We start from the raw sequence: 16,447 nt of genomic DNA, 5'->3' as shown, positions 1-16,447 counted from the left end.
ACGGCACCCATGGCGCCGGACCCGTCTGCGGCTGTTTCGACAGGTAGCCGGTTCCGGTTGGCCGCCGGCGCAGGCCAGCCGCGTTGGCAAGGAGCGCCCTGATGGATCATCCGGCGTCCCATGCGTTTTCGGCCGCGGCGAGCCGCGGCGAGGACACGGCCGCGTTCGATCCGATGGACGACGGTCCGCCGGTCGCCCTCCCGCTTTCGCCCGATTTCGAACCGTCGCCCGATGTCGGCACTCCGGCCGCACCCGCCGCCCTCGCGCCGGTATCGAGCCGGGCGACGGCGATCGAGCATTCCAATCCCGACCACGCCCGCATCACGCTGATCGACTGGATGCTCGGCAACCGCTGCAACTACGCCTGCAGCTATTGCCCGGCCGGCCTGCACGACGGCTCGCTCGGCTGGCAGCCGGCGGAAGACGTCGAGCGGATGATCGACCGCCTGGTCGCGCACTATCACGACGGGCTCGGCCGAACGGTCTGGATCCAATTCACCGGCGGCGAGCCGACGCTCAATCCGCAGCTGCCGCGCATCCTCGCCCACGCCCGCGAACGCGGCTGCAAGCTCAGCCTGATCAGCAACGGCAGCCGCACGCCGCGCTACTGGCAGGCGTTGCTGCCGAAGCTCGAGAGCGCGATCCTCACCTATCACGGCGAGGGCGCCGACCCCGACGGCTTCTTCGCCATCGCCGAGACGGTGGCGGCGGCGATCCCGCTGCAGGTCAACGTCGCCGTGGCGCCGGATCGGTTCGACGAGCTGATGGCGATCGCCGAGCGGCTCTGGCGCGACATTCCGAAGATCGACGTGGTGCTGAAGCCGCTGCGGCTCGGCTTCGGCACGGCGCTCTATCCCTATGCTCCGGAGCAGCTCGCGCGCCTCCGCCGCGGCTTTCCCTCGAAGCGCGAGAGCCGGGACGTCACGCCGCGCTCGACCGTGCGGGTCGTCGCCGGGGACGGATCGGCCGAGCGGCGGCGCGCCAACCAGCTGATCCTCGACGGCGCCAACCGCTGGGCGGGGTTCCGCTGCATGGCGGGGGTGGAATCGCTGCGCATCCAGGGCAACGGCCGCATCACCCGGGCGGTGTGCGGCGTCGGCGGGGCACTCGGCACGATCGCCGAGCCGCCGGACCTGCCGGTGGTCGGGACCACCTGCGACAAGGCCGCCTGCGCCTGCGTCGCCGACATCCTGATCAGCAAGCGCCGCCGCGGCGGCGCCGCGGCCTGACGGGATCGGCCGTCGGCGCGGCGCCAGACCGTAAGCTGCGGCCGGATCGATGGCGAACGGGCTGCCCCGCGAGGCTGCGCTCGGCTATGATTGAAACGACGCCGGCGGCGCCGGCAGAATGGGGACTTCTGATGACACGGCTCGCCCGCGCCCGCGGCTTCCTCGCACCCTTCGCTGCCGTGCTCGTCGCGGCTCTTCTCGTCCTTGCGGCGTCGGCGATGACGCTGCCGGCCGCCTTCGCGCAGGAGGCCGGGTCGCAGCCGCGCTACGCCCTCGTCATCGGCATCGGCAGCTATCGCTCGGTGCCGCACCTGCCGAACGCGGTGCCCGACGCGCAGCTGATGGCGGGCGTGCTCGCCGAGGTCGGCTTCGACGTGACGACGAGCTACGACCCGGACAAGCAGACCTTCGAGACGGTGCTGCGCGACTTCCGGCGCCGGATCGAGAAGGACTCGATCGTCTTCGTCTACTATTCCGGCCACGGCATCCAGGTGGACGACGAGAACTACCTGATCCCGGTCGACGCCGAACTCACCGACGTCGCCGATCTCTCGATCTCGTCGGTCTCGGCGCGGGCCTTGCTCGACCAGCTCGAGGCGATCGATTCCAGCGCCAACATCCTCATTCTCGACGCCTGCCGCGACAACCCGTTCCGCAGCCAGCTGGTCGCGACGCGCTCGACCCGCGGCGGCAGCGTCGAGCCGGGCCTCGCGCCGCTGCGCAGCCAGCACCGGGGCACGCTGATCGGCTTCTCGACCGCGCCGGGTTCGGTCGCCTTCGACGGCACGGGGAGCAACAGCCCCTACACCGCGGCGCTCGCCGCGAACCTGCGCACGCCGGGCGCCAGCATCGAGGCGGTGTTCAAGCAGACCCGCTCCAGCGTGCTGGAGGCGACCGCCAACGCGCAGGTGCCGTGGGAAAATTCCTCGCTGACCAACGACGTGGTGCTGGTGCCGGGCGGCAAGCAGTTCTCGGCGCAGCCGACGGCCTGCGACCTGCTCGCCGGCCATCCGTCCGACCCGAAGCGGGTCGGCCCGGGCATCGACTATGCGCTGCTGGCGCCCGGCCCGGCGATCGAGGCCTGCCAGCGCGCCGTCGCCGACGCGCCGGCCGAGCCGCGCTTCAAGATGCTGCTCGCCCGCGCGCTGGAAAAGGCCGGCAACTACGAGGAGGCGATCGCCTATAACCGCCTCGCGATGGCGGAAGACTATCTCGCCGCCTATCACAACATGGGCAACCACTACAAGAAAGGCGCGGGCGTTCCGAAGGATCCGGTCAAGGCGATGGAGCTGTTTCTCTATGCCGCCGAGCGCGGGCATCCGGAAGACCAGTACAATGTCGGCGTGATGCGTCTCAACGGCGACACCGGCATCGAGGTCGACTATCGCGAGGCGCTGAAGTGGCTGACGGCGTCGGCGAAGCAGGACTATGCCTCGGCCTTCGACAAGATCGGCCTGATGTTCCAGGACGGCAAGGGCGTGCCGCAGGACCAGGTCCGCGCCAACCAGGCCTTCGCCCGCGGCGCCGAACTCGGTGACGCCTCGTCGATGGTCAACCTCGCCCGCTCCTACCGCGAGGGGACGGGAATCGAGCAGGACTACGAGAAGGCGCGCGAACTCCTGATGCGCGCCGCCCGGCTCGGCCGCACCTCGGCCTATGCCTCGCTCGGCGACATCTACCGCAAGGGGCAGGGCATCGACGCGAACCCGCTCGAGGCCGTGGTCTGGTACCGGCTGGCGGCGCGCGACGGCAACAAGAACGCGCTGAAGCAGTTGCCCGACCTCGAGGCGAAGCTCACCGATACCGACCGCGCCGAGGTCGAGCGCCGGCTGCAGGAGTGGGACACCAAGCGCTTCGGCTGAGCGCCGCGCCGGCCGCTTCGGCAATTCGCCCGTCCGCGCGATCCGCGGGCGGGACCACGTTTCCTTGTGACGCCGCCTGCACTAGTCTTGACGACAAGAAACGGCCTCAAGAGGAAACGCCGTCCATGAGCCTGGGGCGCAGCAGCGAGGTGCCGACTTTGGACGCCGGTCCGGCGCCCCGCCCGCTGACGCATCCGGGCGCCGTGCTGCTCAGGCCGGACGCGGTGGTCGACTGGCCGGTGGCCGGCTGGTGCCACGAGCCGCCGGGGCTCGCCGACTGGGTGATCGCGACGGCGCCGACACCCGGCGCGGCGCGGCCGGACGAAGCCTGGCTCTGGCATGCCAACTACGCCCTGATGACGAGTGCCGCCACGGCCGCCGTCAGCCCTGACGGCGCGGGCCGCTTCACGGCGCTCACCGCCGCGCTGCTCGGCAGCCACACGCTCGACCTTGCGCCGGGCACCCCGGTTCCGGCGCAGTTCGTGGTGGTGCGCACGCTCGCCGCGCTCGTTACCGGCGCCGGGCTCGCGTTCCGAACGCCGGCGGCGCGCGCCAAATTTCTCGGCGCGCATGGCGCGGCGATCGGCGACCTCGTCGAGCGGCAGGTCGGGCGGCTGCCGCCGGCCGGCCCGGCCGATCCGCTGTCGCGCCGCAACAATCACAGCCTGCAGCGCGGCCTCGTGCTCGCCGCCTGGGGCGCGTTCACCGGGGATGCGGCGGCGTTTGAACTCGGCCTCGGCGCGTACCGGGCGACACTGCCGACCATCGGCGCCGACGGGCACCTCGCCAACGAGGCGCTGCGCGGCGCGAGCGCCGCCTGGTACAGCAACCTCGCCGTCATGCTGATGACGACGATCGCGCATATCGCGGCCGTGCAGGGGGTGGACCTCGTGCGCGAAACCGTGGCGGGGCGCGGGCTGGATGAGGCGGTCGGCTTCGTCCTTGCCGCGATCGACAACCCGGCGCTGCTGCACCGCCACGCCGCCCGCAACCTCTATCCGCACCCCCAGCACGGCACCGACCCGTTCGCGACCGACCTCGGCTTCGTCGACGGCTACCATCGCTCGCGGCACTATCTCGCGTGGGTTCCGGTCTACGCCAGCCTCGCGCCGGACAGCCGGCACCTGCCGGCCCTGACCGCGCTCTATCGCCGCCACACCGCCTATTTCCCGCCGGTGATCGAATATGCCGGGGGGCAGGTGTTCGCCTTCGTGCGGCCGATCGCGCCATGGTGACCCCGGAGCGCCCGCCCGCGGCAGGCCCGGCCCCCGCGAAGACCGGCGTCGGCGCCGGCGACATCGTGCTGGTGCTGCTGGCGCTGCTGTTGTGCGGCGGCGTCGCCGGCTTCTTCCTGCTGATGCCGCAGGAGGCGGCTCCGACCGCCGGCAGCATGGCGCCGCCGCCGCCGGTGGTGGTGGAAGAGCCCGACCTCGCCGAGCCTGCGCCGCCTGCGGCGGCGCCGTCGATCATCATCGCGCTGCCCGGCGACCCGATCCTCGTCAAGGCCGCGACGCGGGCGGCGCCGCGCGAGGTCAGCCTGTCGCTGCCCGCCCATCTCGGCCCGGGGGCTGCGACCGAAGTGCTGACCGCCAGCGTGGTCGCCGCCCGGCTGCTGCCCGAAGACGGCGGCTTCCTCGGCAAGTTCCCGGCCGCGGCGGGGGCGGAGGCGGAACTGCCCGAGGACCTGCCGCCATCGGCGGCCTTCGGCTACGGCGCGGACGCCGACGTCGCCACCGTCTCCTATGCCGATTTCGACGAGGTCGCGCTGGCGCCGGCCTATGCCTGGGGCGGCATCGGCGAGCGCGAGGCCGAGGCGCTGGTGCGCGCCGAGGGCGTCCGGCGCGGCTGGCTCGGCGGCGCCTGCGGCGGCGGGGCCTGCGGCGTGCTGGCGCCGTTCGCGCGCGGCGAGAGCCGGCTCACCATCTCGCCCGGCGGCACGGCGACGGCGGCGGGCATCGAACTGATCCTGACCGCGGACCGGGCGCAGAAGCTCGGCGAGCTGCTCGCCGCCGGCACATTTGCGGCGGACAGCGCCGCGGCGGTGGAGCAGGGGTTCGCGGCGGCGTTCGGCATCGACAGCGTGTTTCCCGGCAGCGTGGTGATCGCGCGCGGCCGGCCAGCGGGCGGCGGGCGCTACCAGCCGATGCAGGTCTCGGTCTACGACCGGCGCGAATATGTCGGCAGCCTCGCCTGGGCCGATGCCGGCGGCTACGGCGTCGGCGAGGAGCCGTGGCGCGACCTCGACCTCGAATCGGCGCCGAAATCCTCCTTCGCGCCGGGCGGATTCGATCTCTCCGACGGCATCTACAGCGCCGCCGTGCGGGCGGGGATGCCCGAGCCGCTGATCCGCGAGGCGATCCTCGCGCTCGGCACCAGGACGGACCTGAAGGCGCCGCTCGGCGGCGGTGGCACGGTGCGGATCCTCTATGCGGCGGGCGAGGGCGGCTCCGGCGGGCGCATCCTCTACGCCGGGCTCGGCCAGCCGGGCGGTGACCTCGACTGCTACCTGCTGCGCCCGGACGCCGCCAGCCCGCGGCGCTGCCTCGCGAAGTCGGGCGACCTCGGCGGCGGCTTCACCGCGGCGCCGCCACCCACGGCGCCGCAGCCCGGCGCGCCGGACGCCGGCATCTTCGTGCCCGTCTCCGGCAGCGTGCGGCTCACCTCGCGCTTTGGCCCGCGCATGCATCCGCTGCTCGGCTATGCCCGGCTGCACAAGGGCGTCGACTGGGCGGCGCCGACCGGGCGGCCGATCCTGGCGGCGATCGACGGCAGCGTGATCTTCGCCGGCGTTGCCTCCGGCTACGGCAACCATGTCCGCATCCGCCACCAGGGCGGCGTGATGACGACCTATTCGCACCTCGACCGCATCGAGCCGGGCATCGCGCCCGGCACGGCCGTGGTGCAGGGCCAGACCATCGGCTACCTTGGCACCACGGGGCTTTCGACCGGGCCGCACCTGCACTTCGAATATTATCTCTCCGGCGTGCCGGTCGACCCGCTGACCCACCTGAAGGGCGGTGGCGGCGGCGGGGGCGGCGGGGCGCCGGTGAAGCTCGACGAGCTGCAGGTCGCCGCGTTCGAGCGGGCGCGCCAGGCGGTCGACGTCGTTGTGAAGGCGGAGCCGGCGGTGACCGCGAAGGGGATTCCCTAGCCGGGGCATACCGTAAGCGGAGACGGGCGCGGCCGGATCCGGCCGGCCCAATGGAGCCCGCGACGACGGCGTCGCGGCGCGGAAGGAAGCGGAATGAAACCGGCGGCCCGCATCACCGACATGCACACCTGCCCGATGTCCGACGGGCCGAAGCCGCACGTCGGCGGGCCGATCATGCTCGGGGCGCCGAACGTCATCGTCTGCGGCATGCCGCAGGCCCGCGTCGGCGACGTCTGCACCTGCGTCGGCCCACCCGACATGATCGCCATGGGCTCAGCGACGGTGATCGTCGGCGGCAAGCCGGCCGCCCGGATCGGCGACATGACGGCGCACGGCGGCGTCATCATCAGCGGCGCGCCCAACGTGCTGATCGGCGGCTGAGCGCCGCCGTTCTTTCGCGCCATCCTCTCCAGACGTTCAGTTCGCCGGCTCGATGTCGAACAGCCATCCGTCCGAGGCCTCGACGGTGAGCCGCACGGTCATGCGGCCGGCGGCGCCCCAGGGGTCGGTGGCGATGACGTCGAAGCTGAAGTCGCCGGCCGCGACCGGCTTGCCGCGGATCACGCCGAGACCCGAGCCGAGGTCGGCGAAGGCGAGCCCCGCCGGCAGCTTGCCCTCCACCGCGATCACCAGCCCGGTGCGGTCGTCGCCGTCCTCGAAGGGCGGCAGCGTCGCGATGAACTCGGTGTCGACGCGCGCCGGGCGCAGCTTCAGCATCTCGATCGCCGCCTTCGGCGCCCGATTGTCCGGCGGCGGCGGGCGCGGATCTTCCGGCGGCAGAGCCGCCATCTCGGTTTCGGCGGGCACCTGCGCCGGCGGCTGTGCCGGTGGCAGCGTAATGGGCGGCGAGACGACCACCGGTGGCGGCGTAACCACCGGCGGAGTGGCGACGACGGGCGGCGTTTCAACGACCGGCGGCGGTGCGGGGGCGACGATCGGCGGCGGGGCCGGCGCGGCGATGGGCGGCGGCGTTGGTGCCGTCAGCGGTGGCGGCGCCGGCGCGGTGAGCGGCGGCAGCGGGGGCGGCGCCCATTCCGGCGGCGTCTCGGGTGTCACCTCGGGGGCTGCAGGCTCGAACAGCGGCGGCGGTGCGGCGGGCGGGGTCTCGTTCAGCGCCGCGATGCCGGGGTTCTCGAGCTCGAGCTGCGACACGGGCGGCGGGGTCAGCGACGGCGGCGGCACCTCGACGGTCGGCTGCGCGACGATCACCGGCGCGGGCACCGGCACTGGCACGGGCACCGCCTCCGGCTCCGGCTCCGGCGCCTGTGTGATCACCGGCGGCTCGGTGACCGACGGCGAGACCACTGGCGGCGGGATGTCGAGCGGCGCCGGCGGCGGCGCGGTGACGATCACCGGCGGCTCGTCGACCGGCGGGGTGGCGACCGGGGGCGGGATGTCGAGCGGGGCCGGCGGCGGCGCGGCGACGATCACCGGGGGGTCGTCGACCGGCGGGGTGGCGACCGGCGGCGAGATGTCGAGCGGGGCCGGCGCAGGCGTGGTGACGATCACCGGCGGCTCGTCGACCGGCGGGGTGGCGACCGGTGGCGGGATGTCGAGCGGGGCCGGTGGCGCGGCGACGATGACGGGTGGCTCCTCGACCGGCGGGGTGGTGACCGGCGGCGGGATGTCGAGCGGGACCGGCGGCGGCGCGGCGATGATCACCGGCGGCTCGTCGACCGGCGGGGTGGCGACCGGGGGCGGTACGTCGAGGGGTGCGGGCGGGGCCGGCTGTACGGGCACAGGGGGCTGCTCGGCCGTGGCGGTTGCAACGTCGTCCGGTGCGCCGGGGGCGTCCTCGGGCGTCTCGGCCGGGCGCCCTTCGGCCGCGGCGCGCTCGGCGGCGGAGGGGCGCATGGGGGGCAACGGGGCGACCGGCGCGGCCGGATCGGTCTGCGCCGTTTCGGCCGGCGGCTCCGCGGGCGCGGTTGCCGTTTCGGGCGCCGTTTCGGTCGCCGTTTCGGGCGCGATGGGCGCCGACTCCGGCGCCTCGGACGGGGCCGAGGGCGGCGGCAGCGCCGGGGCGGCGGGCGCCGCGGTCTCCGGGGTCACCGGCTCGGAGGGGGCGGGCGGCGCGGCGACCGGCGGCACCACGACCGGCGGCGGCGCGGGTGGTGTCCCGGGGGCCTCGGGCGGGGTCGTCGCCACGGGTGGCGCGGCGGGCGGTGTGACGGGCGGCGGGGTTTCGAGCGGCGGGCTGACGGGGCCGAGCGGCGGCACCTCGGCGCTCTCCCCGCCCGCCTGCCGGGCCGGTCCGATGCCGAGCGTGGTGGCGATGCTGCCGACCGGGTCGGCGATGCCGGAAATCTGCACCCCGGTGATACCGCCGACGACGAGCACGGCCATCGCGGTGACGACGCCGCCGCTGCGCCGCGGCGCGCGCTGGACGCCGGGCCGCGCCGGCATCGCCCGAGCCGGTACAGGGGGATTGGGGACCAGCGGGGGCAGGTCGCCGGAGGACTGGGCCGTGGACGGAGCCGTGGATTGGGCCGGCGGCTGGGTCGGGGGCTTGCGCGGCGCCACCACCGTCGCGGCCTCGGGCGGCGTGGACGCGGGACCGCGGGCGGCCGGCGGGCGGCTGACTCGCGTCGGCTCTGCGGCGCCGGCCGCGGGCCTCGGTTCGGCCGGCGCACGCACCTCCGGCGCGGCGCTGGGGAAGGCCGAGGTCGGTGGGCGGGACTCCGGACCGCGGTAGGCCGGCGGCGTGGTCAGCGGACGGCGCTGGCGGATGGTGCCGTCGCGGCGCCAGTCCTCGTCGACCATGAATTCCGCGCCGTATTCGGCGACGTCGGCCATGCTCGCCGGGCGATCCTCGGGCAGCGGCTGCAGCATCGCCTCGATCAGCGGCCGCATCTCGTCGGGCACGGCCGAGAGGTCCGGCACCGTGCGGCGCTTCTCGATCACCTGGAACTGGGTGCCGCTCATGTCGATCGGCGCGCCGATCATCGCCTCGGCGAGCACGAGGCCGAGGCTGTAGATGTCGGACTTGCCCGTCACGTCGCCGCCGGCGAGGCCGAGCTGCTCGGGCGAGACGTAATTGTACTTTCCCGCAAAGCCGCCGCCGATGATGGTGCCGGCGCCGGGCTTGGTCGAGCGGGCGATGCCGAAGTCGATGATCTTGGCGCGGCGCACCTCGCCGCCGGGCAGGATGATGTTGTCGGGCGAGATGTCGCGATGCACGACGCCGAAGAGATGCGCGGTGTCGAGCCCGTCGGCGACGCGGCGCTGCAGCCGGCGCACCGACATCAGGTCGAGCGGCCCCTGCGCCTTGATCATGTCGGCGAGCGAGGGGCCGTCGACGAACTCCATCGCGAGATAGGCGCGTTCGAGGTCCGGGTCGACCGAGAACACGAAGTAGCGGACGATCGCCTCGTGGAACAGGTTGTGCAGGGTCGAGGCCTCGCGGCGGAACAGGCCGAGGGCGTCGGGATTGCCGGAGAGTTCGGGCAGGATCAGCTTGATCGCCACCGGGTCATTGGTCTGGATGTTGTGACCCTTGTAGACCTCGCCCATGCCGCCGTCGGCGATCAGGTGCTCGATCTCGTAGATGCCGTTGAGCCGCGTGCCGGGCGGCACGCGGTGGCTCTTCGGGCGGGTGAGGTCATCGGTCATCCCGGCTCACTCCCGATGCCGGTCCGGGGGGGCGCCCGCCGGGCGGCAGGCGACCACGATCACGGTGACGTTGTCGGTGGCGCCGCGGTCGAGCGTCGTCGCCACCAGGCGGTCGCAGGCGGCTTGGGCCCCGGCGGCGGTTGGCTCGGCCGTGCCGAGGGTCGCGGCGATCTCGCGGTCCTCGAGATGGCCGGTCAGCCCGTCGCTGCAGATAAGGAAGACGTCGCCGGGGGCGAGCAGCCCGTGCTCGAAGGCGAGTTCGGGTTCGTCGACGACGCCGATCGCCCGGGTGATCACGTTACGCCGCGGCCAGGTGCGGGCTTCCTCGGGCGAGATCACGCCCTGGTCGACGAGTTCCTGCGCCTCGGTGTGGTCGCGGGTCAGCTGCTCGAAGCTGCCGGCGCGCAGGCGGTAGACCCGGCTGTCACCCGACCAGACCACGGCGTAGTAGGTCTCGCTGGTGAGCAGGGCGGCCAGCGTCGCGCCGATGATGTCGGCGCCGGTGCTCTCCGCCAGCCGGCGCAGTTCGGCGTTGGCGCGGATGATGCGGTCCTCGAAGCGGGCGAGCAGGTCGGGGGCCGAAACAGCCGGGCCGATGCTGTCGATCAGCCGCACGATCAGCGAGCTCGCCACCTCGCCGCGGTCGTGGCCGCCCATGCCGTCGGCGACGGCCCAGACGCCGAGGTCGGGCCGGACGACGTAGCGATCCTCGTTCAGCGTGCGCACGCGGCCGACGTGGGTCGTCGCGCCGGTATCGAAGCTGAAGGCAGCGAGCTGCAGCACCATGATGGCACCTTCAGGGGCGGCCGGCCGCGGTCAGCGGGCCATGCCGGGTTCGAGGATAGCAAAGTTTCCGGTGACGAGGCGGGTGAAGAGGCCGGCGGGCGGGCGGGCAGCGGCGGCGATCACGGCGGGCGGGAAGTCCTCGCCGCCCGTCGTCCACCAGACCGAGGTGTGGGCGTTGGCCGTGACGTGCTCTTCCGCGCGGATCGCGGCGAGCGTCTCGGCGAGCGGTCCGTCCGCGCCGCGCACCGCGGCGCCGCCTTCCGGCAGGCGAAAGAAGCCGGGCGGGCGCGGGGTGGCTAACCGCGTCTCGGGCGCGGGCAGGTCGGCGAGCGCCTCCAGCAGCACCTCATAGGGGCGAACGGGCTCCAGTGCGTTAAGCAGCAGTGTCTCCGCCGCGGTGAACCAGCTTTCCTGGGCGAGCAGATCCGGCGGCGGAAAGCCGTCGTCCCCCTCGGGCAGCGCGAAGACGACGAGCGGAAACGCCCGCCCGACCCCATCCACCGAGGGCATCAGCGCGCCGAGCACGGTGATGCCGCAGAAGCCGCTGCCGAGCCAGAAACGCCAGATCGGCGCCGTCATGTAGGCGCTTTCCCAGCCGGACCCGAGCAGCTGGCGGCTGGTCGCGACGCCGGCCTGCAGGAAGCTCTCGAACGGGTCGAGAAAGCGGCGCGGCGCGCCGACCGCGACGAAGTCGCGCTTCACCGGCAGCTTGCCGTAGAGGCCGGCGCTCATGGCGCGCGCCCTCCGGCCGCAGGGGCAGCGGGGCCGGGGGTCACAGGCCGCTCGGGCATTTGAAGTCCCGGAGCGCCGGCAGGCTGAACGGGTTGAGCAGCGAGCCGGTGGAGAACTGGAACGACGCCTCGCGGCCGCCGACGACGAAGCTGGCGCTGATCGCGTCGCCCTTTTTCAGCACCGAGCCGGTGTCGAGCAGGCGGAACAGCGCCCAGGGGCCGGTGCGCTCGGTGACGGAGCGGCGGTTCGGCAGCTCCGGCACGAGGTAGATCGCGGCGCGGTCGGAGCCGCTCGCCGGCGGCCATTGCAGGTTGCCGGCGATGTTCGGCCCGTGCTGCGCGACGACGTTGAAGCCGTTGACGTCGAGCACGGCGGCCTCGGCCTCGCCTGACAGCGTCAGCGGCTTCACCTCGAAGCGCACCTGGGGCAGGTTGCCGCCGCCGGGGAAGAAGGCGTCGCGGATCTGCGTCGCGCGCTGGAACTGCTTCAGCGTTGCGTCGGAAAGATCGCGGGCGAGGCGGACGTCCTCCTTCCAGGTCCACTCGGCCTTCGAGGTGTCGGCGAGCGGGGCGAGATTGGAGAAGAAGAAGCGGTCGAGCACGCCGTTCGGTGCGAACAGGCGCGCGAAGTCGTTGAGCGGCACGTCGCGCTCGCTGCCCGGCGCGAACGGGTAGCGGTTGCCGGTGATCTGCTGGCAGGTGACCGTGATCTGGTCGGCGAGCAACTGGCCGAGCTGGGTGATCGAGGTGCCGGTCGCATCGCCTTCGATGTCGTTGGCGACGCCGCGCACCATGCCGGCGGCGGGCTCGGGCAGGCGCGAGGCGTTGGCGCGCAGGCTCGCCACCTGCACCTGCAGCGCCTGGACGGCCTGCTGCGCCTGCACCGGGTTGGTCGCGGCCAGCGTCAGGCTCTGGTAGATCTCGTTGAGGTTGGAGATCAGGCTGTCGATCGGCCGCGCGCCGAGGTCGCCGTCGACCAGCACGTGGAAGTGCTTGAAATAGGCCTCGATGTCGGCGCCCGGCACCAGCGGCGGTCCCTGGCCGGCGCGCTGCTGCGATTTCAGTGCGACGTCGAGGCCGACGCGGCCGGCGGTGCCGAACTTCGAGGCGAGGCGCTGCGCCGCCTTCTTGCCGGCCTTCGACAGCGGATTGTTCGGATCGCCCTCGTCCTCGCCGGTGTCGCGCTCGCGGGTCAGCGCGGTCTCGTCGCGCACGGATTCGAAGAGCTGCCGGATCGGCGAGGTCGGCGCAGCAGCGGCGTTGAGCAGCAGGTACTTCGGCTTGTCGCCGACCAGCGGGCGCAGCTTCAGCCGGCCGAGGGCCGCCGTCCAGGTCGAGATGAAATCGCGGCTGTAGAGGGCGAGCACGTCGGGCAGCAGCGACTTGTACTGCTCGTCGACGGCGGCCTGCTCGCCGGCGGCGCCGAGCACGTAGCGTTCCGATTCGATGCTCTCGGCGATGTCGCCCATGCGGCCGAGCAGCGCCTCGTGGAAGCCGGCATAAGTGAAGAAGCCGGGCACGGCGACCTGGTCGAGTTCGGTGCCGTCGGTGGTCTCGAAGACGAGGCCGACGTCCGGTCCGCCGCGGCGGGCGGCGGTCCAGTCGGCGAGCGCCGCGCCGCGGGCTTCCGATTTCAGCAGCGCATAGGCGCGTTCGGCGACGGAGAGGCGGGCGAGGGTCTGCTGCGCGGTCTCGACCAGCGGGCCATTCAGCGCCAGCTTCGGCTCCTCGCCGGTGTCGAGGTCGAGCATCGCGACGAGGTGGCCTTCGAGCGCCTTGCGGCCGTCGGCGAAGGGGGCGCCGGGGTAGAGGTTCTCGGCCCAGTCGCGCGCTTCCCAGGCGACGACGAGGTCGCGGTCCATCGGCGCCTTGCCGCCGAGCATCAGATAAACCTTCAGCGCCTCGTAGAGGAAACTCGGCTCGCCGAGGTTGGCCTCCATCTGGCGTTCGAGGCGCAGGATCAGCCGGGGCCGGAACAGCCGCTCCAGCGCCGCCTGATAGGTCGCCTCGGCGGCCGACTGCAGCCGGCCGCGCTGGCTGAGGCCGAAGGTCTGCGGCAGCGGCGTCGGCTCTTCGCGCACGGCGTAGCCGGTCGGCAGGTGCAGCAGGCCGTGGATGCGCTCGTAGACCGGCTGCAGGTCGGTGTCGGAGATCTCGGTCTGCTCGATCAGCGGTGCGGCGGTGGCGCGGTAGGTCTGCATGGCGCGCGAGGTCTGGTCGATCAGCGCCGTGTTGCGCTGGTAGCTGACCCACCACGCGCCGAGCAGGCCGACCGAGACCAGCGCGACGGCGGCAAAGCCCGCGGCGCGCAGCAGCGTGTTGCGGCGCACCGCCTTGACGTTGGTCGAGACCCAGCCCTGCTCGGCGAAGATCACCTTCTGCATCAGGTCGCCGAGGAAGAAGCTCTTCGCCATCCCCGAGAAGCTGGCGCCCTGGTAGCTCTCGACGCCGTAGCTGCGGGCGAGCGCGCCGATCACCTGGTCGAACGGGGTGCCCTCCTGGGTGCCGGAGGTGAAGTAGAAGCCGCGAAGGGTGGCATTGGTCTGGTAGCGGGTCGGCTCGAAGATGCGGGCGAGGAAGTCGCTCACCGGCTTCTTCAGGGCCCCGACCTGGGCCGGGAAGCCGAACAGCATGGCGCGGGCGCGCAAATCCGGCTCGTCCTGCATGCGCTCGGGCAGGCGCTCGGCGAGGCGCTCGACGAGCAGGTCGATCTCGGGGCCGACCTCGCCGACCATGTTGGCGTTCTTGTCGGCGGTCTGGAAGGTGGCGCCCCACACCATGCGTCGCTTGGTCTCGTCGAGATCGGCGAAATACTCCATGAAGCCGGCGACGAGGTCGGCCTTGGTGAAGAGGGCGTAGACCGGGAAATCGACCTTCAGCTCGTCGTGCAGTTCGGCGAGGCGCTTGCGGATCGCGTCGGCGTGGGCGTTCACCTCGGCCGGGCTGCCGCGGACGATGTCGTCGAGGCTGATCGCGACGATGACGCCGTTGATCGGCTGGCGCGGCCGGTGCGTCTTCAGGAGGTCGAGGAAGGAGAGCCAGGAGCGGCGGTCGGCCTTGGCGTCGCTGTCCTGCGTCGTGTAGCGGCCGGCGGTGTCGATCAGCACCGCCTCGTCGGTGAACCACCAGTCGCAGTAGCGGGTGCCGCCGGTGCCCTCCACCGCCTGCGCCGCGCCGCCGCGGGCGAGCGGGAACTTGAGGCCCGAGTTGACCAGCGCGGTGGTCTTGCCGGCGCCGGGCGGGCCGATCACGAGATACCACGGCAGGTCGTAGAGGAAGCTGCCGCGCCGGCCGCTGGAGCGCTTCAGCGTGGCGATGGCGTCGCGCATGCGCTCGCCGAGCACCGGCTCGTCGGTCTCCTCGGCGGGGGGCTCGACGATCGCCTTCTCCAGCGCCTTCGCGGCCTTGCGCTTCTTCAGCAGCTTGACGAGGGCGATGACGGCGACGACGAGGGTCACCACCGCGATCACGGCGATGCGGATCAGCGGATCGAGCAGCGGCTGGGCGTCGCCGATCGCGAGCAGCGGGCCGGCGAACCAGACCAGCACCGCGAACGCGATCAGGCTGATGACGGTGAGCAGAATACGCAGCCAGGTCATCGCTTCGGTTTCCTGCCTTCAATCCTCGGTGCCGAACTCTGGGGCAAAGCCTGCTGGCGCCGCCGGGCTCAGCCTTCCGGCCGCTCGCGCGGGATGACGATCTCGACGCGCCGGTTCTGGGCGCGGCCCTCGGCGGTCTTGTTGGAGGCGACGGGCTTGTCGGCGCCCTTGCCTTCCACCTCGATCCGCCCCGGATCGCTGAGCCCGCGCTTCAGGAGTTCCGCCACCGATTTCGCCCGCGCTTCGGAGAGCACGAAGTTCGATGGAAAGGTTACGGTCTTGATCGGCACGTTGTCCGAGTGGCCGATCACCCGGATGAAGCCGGCCTCCTGCTCCAGCATCGCGGCGAGCCGGGCGGCGATCGGCTCGAACGCCGGGATCACGTTGGCCTGGCCGGATTCGAACAGCGCGAGGTTGGCGATGCGGACCACGATGACGTTCGAGGTCTGCTCGACGCCGATCTGGCCGCCGTCGATCTCGGCGGTCAGCGCGCCGCGGATGCGCTCGAGCTGGGTCAGGCTGCCGGCGGGCTCGACCGCGGGCGGCGGCGGGGTCGGCGCGAGGCGGACGAAGCCGATCTCGGTGTCCGGATGCAGCGCGTTCATCTCGCCGGCGAGCACCTCGGCGCTGTCGCCGAGGAAGGCGCGCAGCGCGAGATAGACGGCAAACAGCAGCACGCCGGCGAACACCGCCACCGACCACACCGGCACGCTGAGGCCGCGCTTCACCGCGCCGAGCAGCTGGCCGCGCCAGTGCGGCGAGAGGTCCTCGATGGTCTTGTCGCGCACCCGGCGGATGGTCTCGTAGACGTCGCGGCGGATCTGCTGCAGCGCGCCGGCCCCCGCCTGCGAGGTGCGGTGCACGCCCTCGAAGCCGAGGCAGAGGCAGGCGTGGAAGAGTTCGAGCAGATGATGGTTGAGGGCGGGATTCGCCTTTGCCCGGTCGAGCTCGGAGAAGAAGCGCACGCCGCCGGTGCGCTCGCCGAAATAGCGGGCGAGCATCGAATACTGGGTCCAGAGGTGGCGATCGTCGCCGGGGAGGTTCTGGACGATGTCGTCGGCGGTGGCGCAGAGCGCGTATTTCGCGACGACGGTCTGCTCGGGCGAGACGCCGGCGGCGCGCACGTCGACCTCGAACTGCGCCACGGCCTGCGCCACCTGGTCCATCAGCTGGGCATGGTGGCCGCGCGACAGCGAGGCGCGCAAGCGGCCGAGCAGCAGCAGCAGGCCGGAGGCGGCGCGCATGATCGGGTTGGCGTTGGCGGTGGCGAGGTCGGTGCGGACATGCGAGCCGGACGTCGGCGGCATGATCGGTGCCTGGGCGCCGGGGGCTTCATAGAGGTTCGGCTGCGCGGGCGCGCGCTGGCCGCCGCTCATCCAGCTGTCCTGCTGCTGCTGCCAGCCGGCGGGGGCGGCGGGCGGCGGCGGGGCGGGATAGGACGGCTGCGGCGAGGGCGGCGGTGCCGGCTGCGGCTGCCAGG

10 protein-coding genes are annotated in these 16,447 nt (G+C 72.8%); 5 read left to right on the top strand and 5 right to left on the bottom strand.

What is annotated here, in order from left to right:
- Positions 1 to 101: 101 nt before the first annotated feature.
- The 5 genes from I5731_RS06755 to I5731_RS06735 all read left to right on the top strand — a co-directional run bounded on the left by I5731_RS06755 (position 102) and on the right by I5731_RS06735 (position 6,623).
- Complete coding sequence (locus I5731_RS06755; protein ID WP_197310617.1) at positions 102 to 1,229, top strand: radical SAM protein; 1,128 nt, start codon at positions 102 to 104, stop codon at positions 1,227 to 1,229.
- A gap of 131 nt (positions 1,230 to 1,360) precedes the next feature.
- Complete coding sequence (locus I5731_RS06750) at positions 1,361 to 3,091, top strand: caspase family protein (protein WP_197310616.1); 1,731 nt, start codon at positions 1,361 to 1,363, stop codon at positions 3,089 to 3,091.
- 125 nt (positions 3,092 to 3,216) lie between these two features.
- Positions 3,217 to 4,326, top strand: a complete 1,110-nt coding sequence (locus I5731_RS06745; RefSeq protein WP_197310615.1) for an alginate lyase family protein — start codon at positions 3,217 to 3,219, stop codon at positions 4,324 to 4,326.
- A complete protein-coding gene (locus tag I5731_RS06740) occupies positions 4,320 to 6,242 on the top strand; it encodes a M23 family metallopeptidase (protein ID WP_197310614.1) in 1,923 nt (640 codons plus the stop codon). The genes I5731_RS06745 and I5731_RS06740 overlap by 7 nt, the downstream gene beginning before the upstream one ends.
- 93 nt (positions 6,243 to 6,335) lie before the next feature.
- Positions 6,336 to 6,623, top strand: coding sequence for a PAAR domain-containing protein (locus I5731_RS06735; RefSeq protein ID WP_197310613.1), 288 nt, complete (start codon positions 6,336 to 6,338; stop codon positions 6,621 to 6,623).
- A 36-nt stretch (positions 6,624 to 6,659) separates the two neighbouring features.
- Here I5731_RS06735 and I5731_RS19730 read toward each other — a convergent pair whose 3' ends face one another.
- From I5731_RS19730 to tssL, 5 genes are all read right to left on the bottom strand, one after another.
- The gene (locus tag I5731_RS19730; RefSeq protein WP_235981603.1) at positions 6,660 to 9,851 is read right to left on the bottom strand and encodes a serine/threonine-protein kinase; all 3,192 of its coding nucleotides are present in this window, start codon (positions 9,849 to 9,851) and stop codon (positions 6,660 to 6,662) included.
- 6 nt (positions 9,852 to 9,857) lie between these two features.
- Complete coding sequence (locus tag I5731_RS06725) at positions 9,858 to 10,637, bottom strand: PP2C family protein-serine/threonine phosphatase (RefSeq protein ID WP_197310612.1); 780 nt, start codon at positions 10,635 to 10,637, stop codon at positions 9,858 to 9,860.
- Positions 10,638 to 10,667: 30 nt separating this feature from the next.
- Positions 10,668 to 11,369: a type VI secretion system-associated protein TagF gene (tagF, locus tag I5731_RS06720; RefSeq protein WP_197310611.1), complete on the bottom strand. Its 702-nt coding sequence runs from the start codon at positions 11,367 to 11,369 to the stop codon at positions 10,668 to 10,670.
- A 40-nt stretch (positions 11,370 to 11,409) separates the two neighbouring features.
- Positions 11,410 to 14,967: a type VI secretion system membrane subunit TssM gene (tssM, locus tag I5731_RS06715; RefSeq protein ID WP_197310610.1), complete on the bottom strand. Its 3,558-nt coding sequence runs from the start codon at positions 14,965 to 14,967 to the stop codon at positions 11,410 to 11,412.
- A gap of 68 nt (positions 14,968 to 15,035) precedes the next feature.
- The coding region (gene tssL / locus I5731_RS06710) for a type VI secretion system protein TssL, long form (protein ID WP_197310609.1) at positions 15,036 to 16,447 on the bottom strand (1,412 nt) is incomplete at its 5' end.

It is taken from the genome of Methylobrevis albus (assembly GCF_015904235.1).
GTDB classification, from domain to species: Bacteria; Pseudomonadota; Alphaproteobacteria; order Rhizobiales; family Pleomorphomonadaceae; genus Methylobrevis_A; species Methylobrevis_A albus.
Note: the sequence above shows the minus strand (reverse complement) of the source record. Positions and strands in the feature narration are given on the sequence as shown.

Bases quoted from the DNA above. Each gene is read 5' to 3' on its own strand.
- I5731_RS06755 (WP_197310617.1), top strand. From the start codon at position 102: ATGGATCATCCGGCGTCCCATGCGTTTTCGGCCGCGGCGAGCCGCGGC.
- I5731_RS06750 (WP_197310616.1), top strand. From the start codon at position 1,361: ATGACACGGCTCGCCCGCGCCCGCGGCTTCCTCGCACCCTTCGCTGCC.
- I5731_RS06745 (WP_197310615.1), top strand. From the start codon at position 3,217: ATGAGCCTGGGGCGCAGCAGCGAGGTGCCGACTTTGGACGCCGGTCCG.
- I5731_RS06740 (WP_197310614.1), top strand. From the start codon at position 4,320: ATGGTGACCCCGGAGCGCCCGCCCGCGGCAGGCCCGGCCCCCGCGAAG.
- I5731_RS06735 (WP_197310613.1), top strand. From the start codon at position 6,336: ATGAAACCGGCGGCCCGCATCACCGACATGCACACCTGCCCGATGTCC.
- I5731_RS19730 (WP_235981603.1), bottom strand. From the start codon at position 9,851: ATGACCGATGACCTCACCCGCCCGAAGAGCCACCGCGTGCCGCCCGGC.
- I5731_RS06725 (WP_197310612.1), bottom strand. From the start codon at position 10,637: ATGGTGCTGCAGCTCGCTGCCTTCAGCTTCGATACCGGCGCGACGACC.
- tagF (WP_197310611.1), bottom strand. From the start codon at position 11,369: ATGAGCGCCGGCCTCTACGGCAAGCTGCCGGTGAAGCGCGACTTCGTC.
- tssM (WP_197310610.1), bottom strand. From the start codon at position 14,967: ATGACCTGGCTGCGTATTCTGCTCACCGTCATCAGCCTGATCGCGTTC.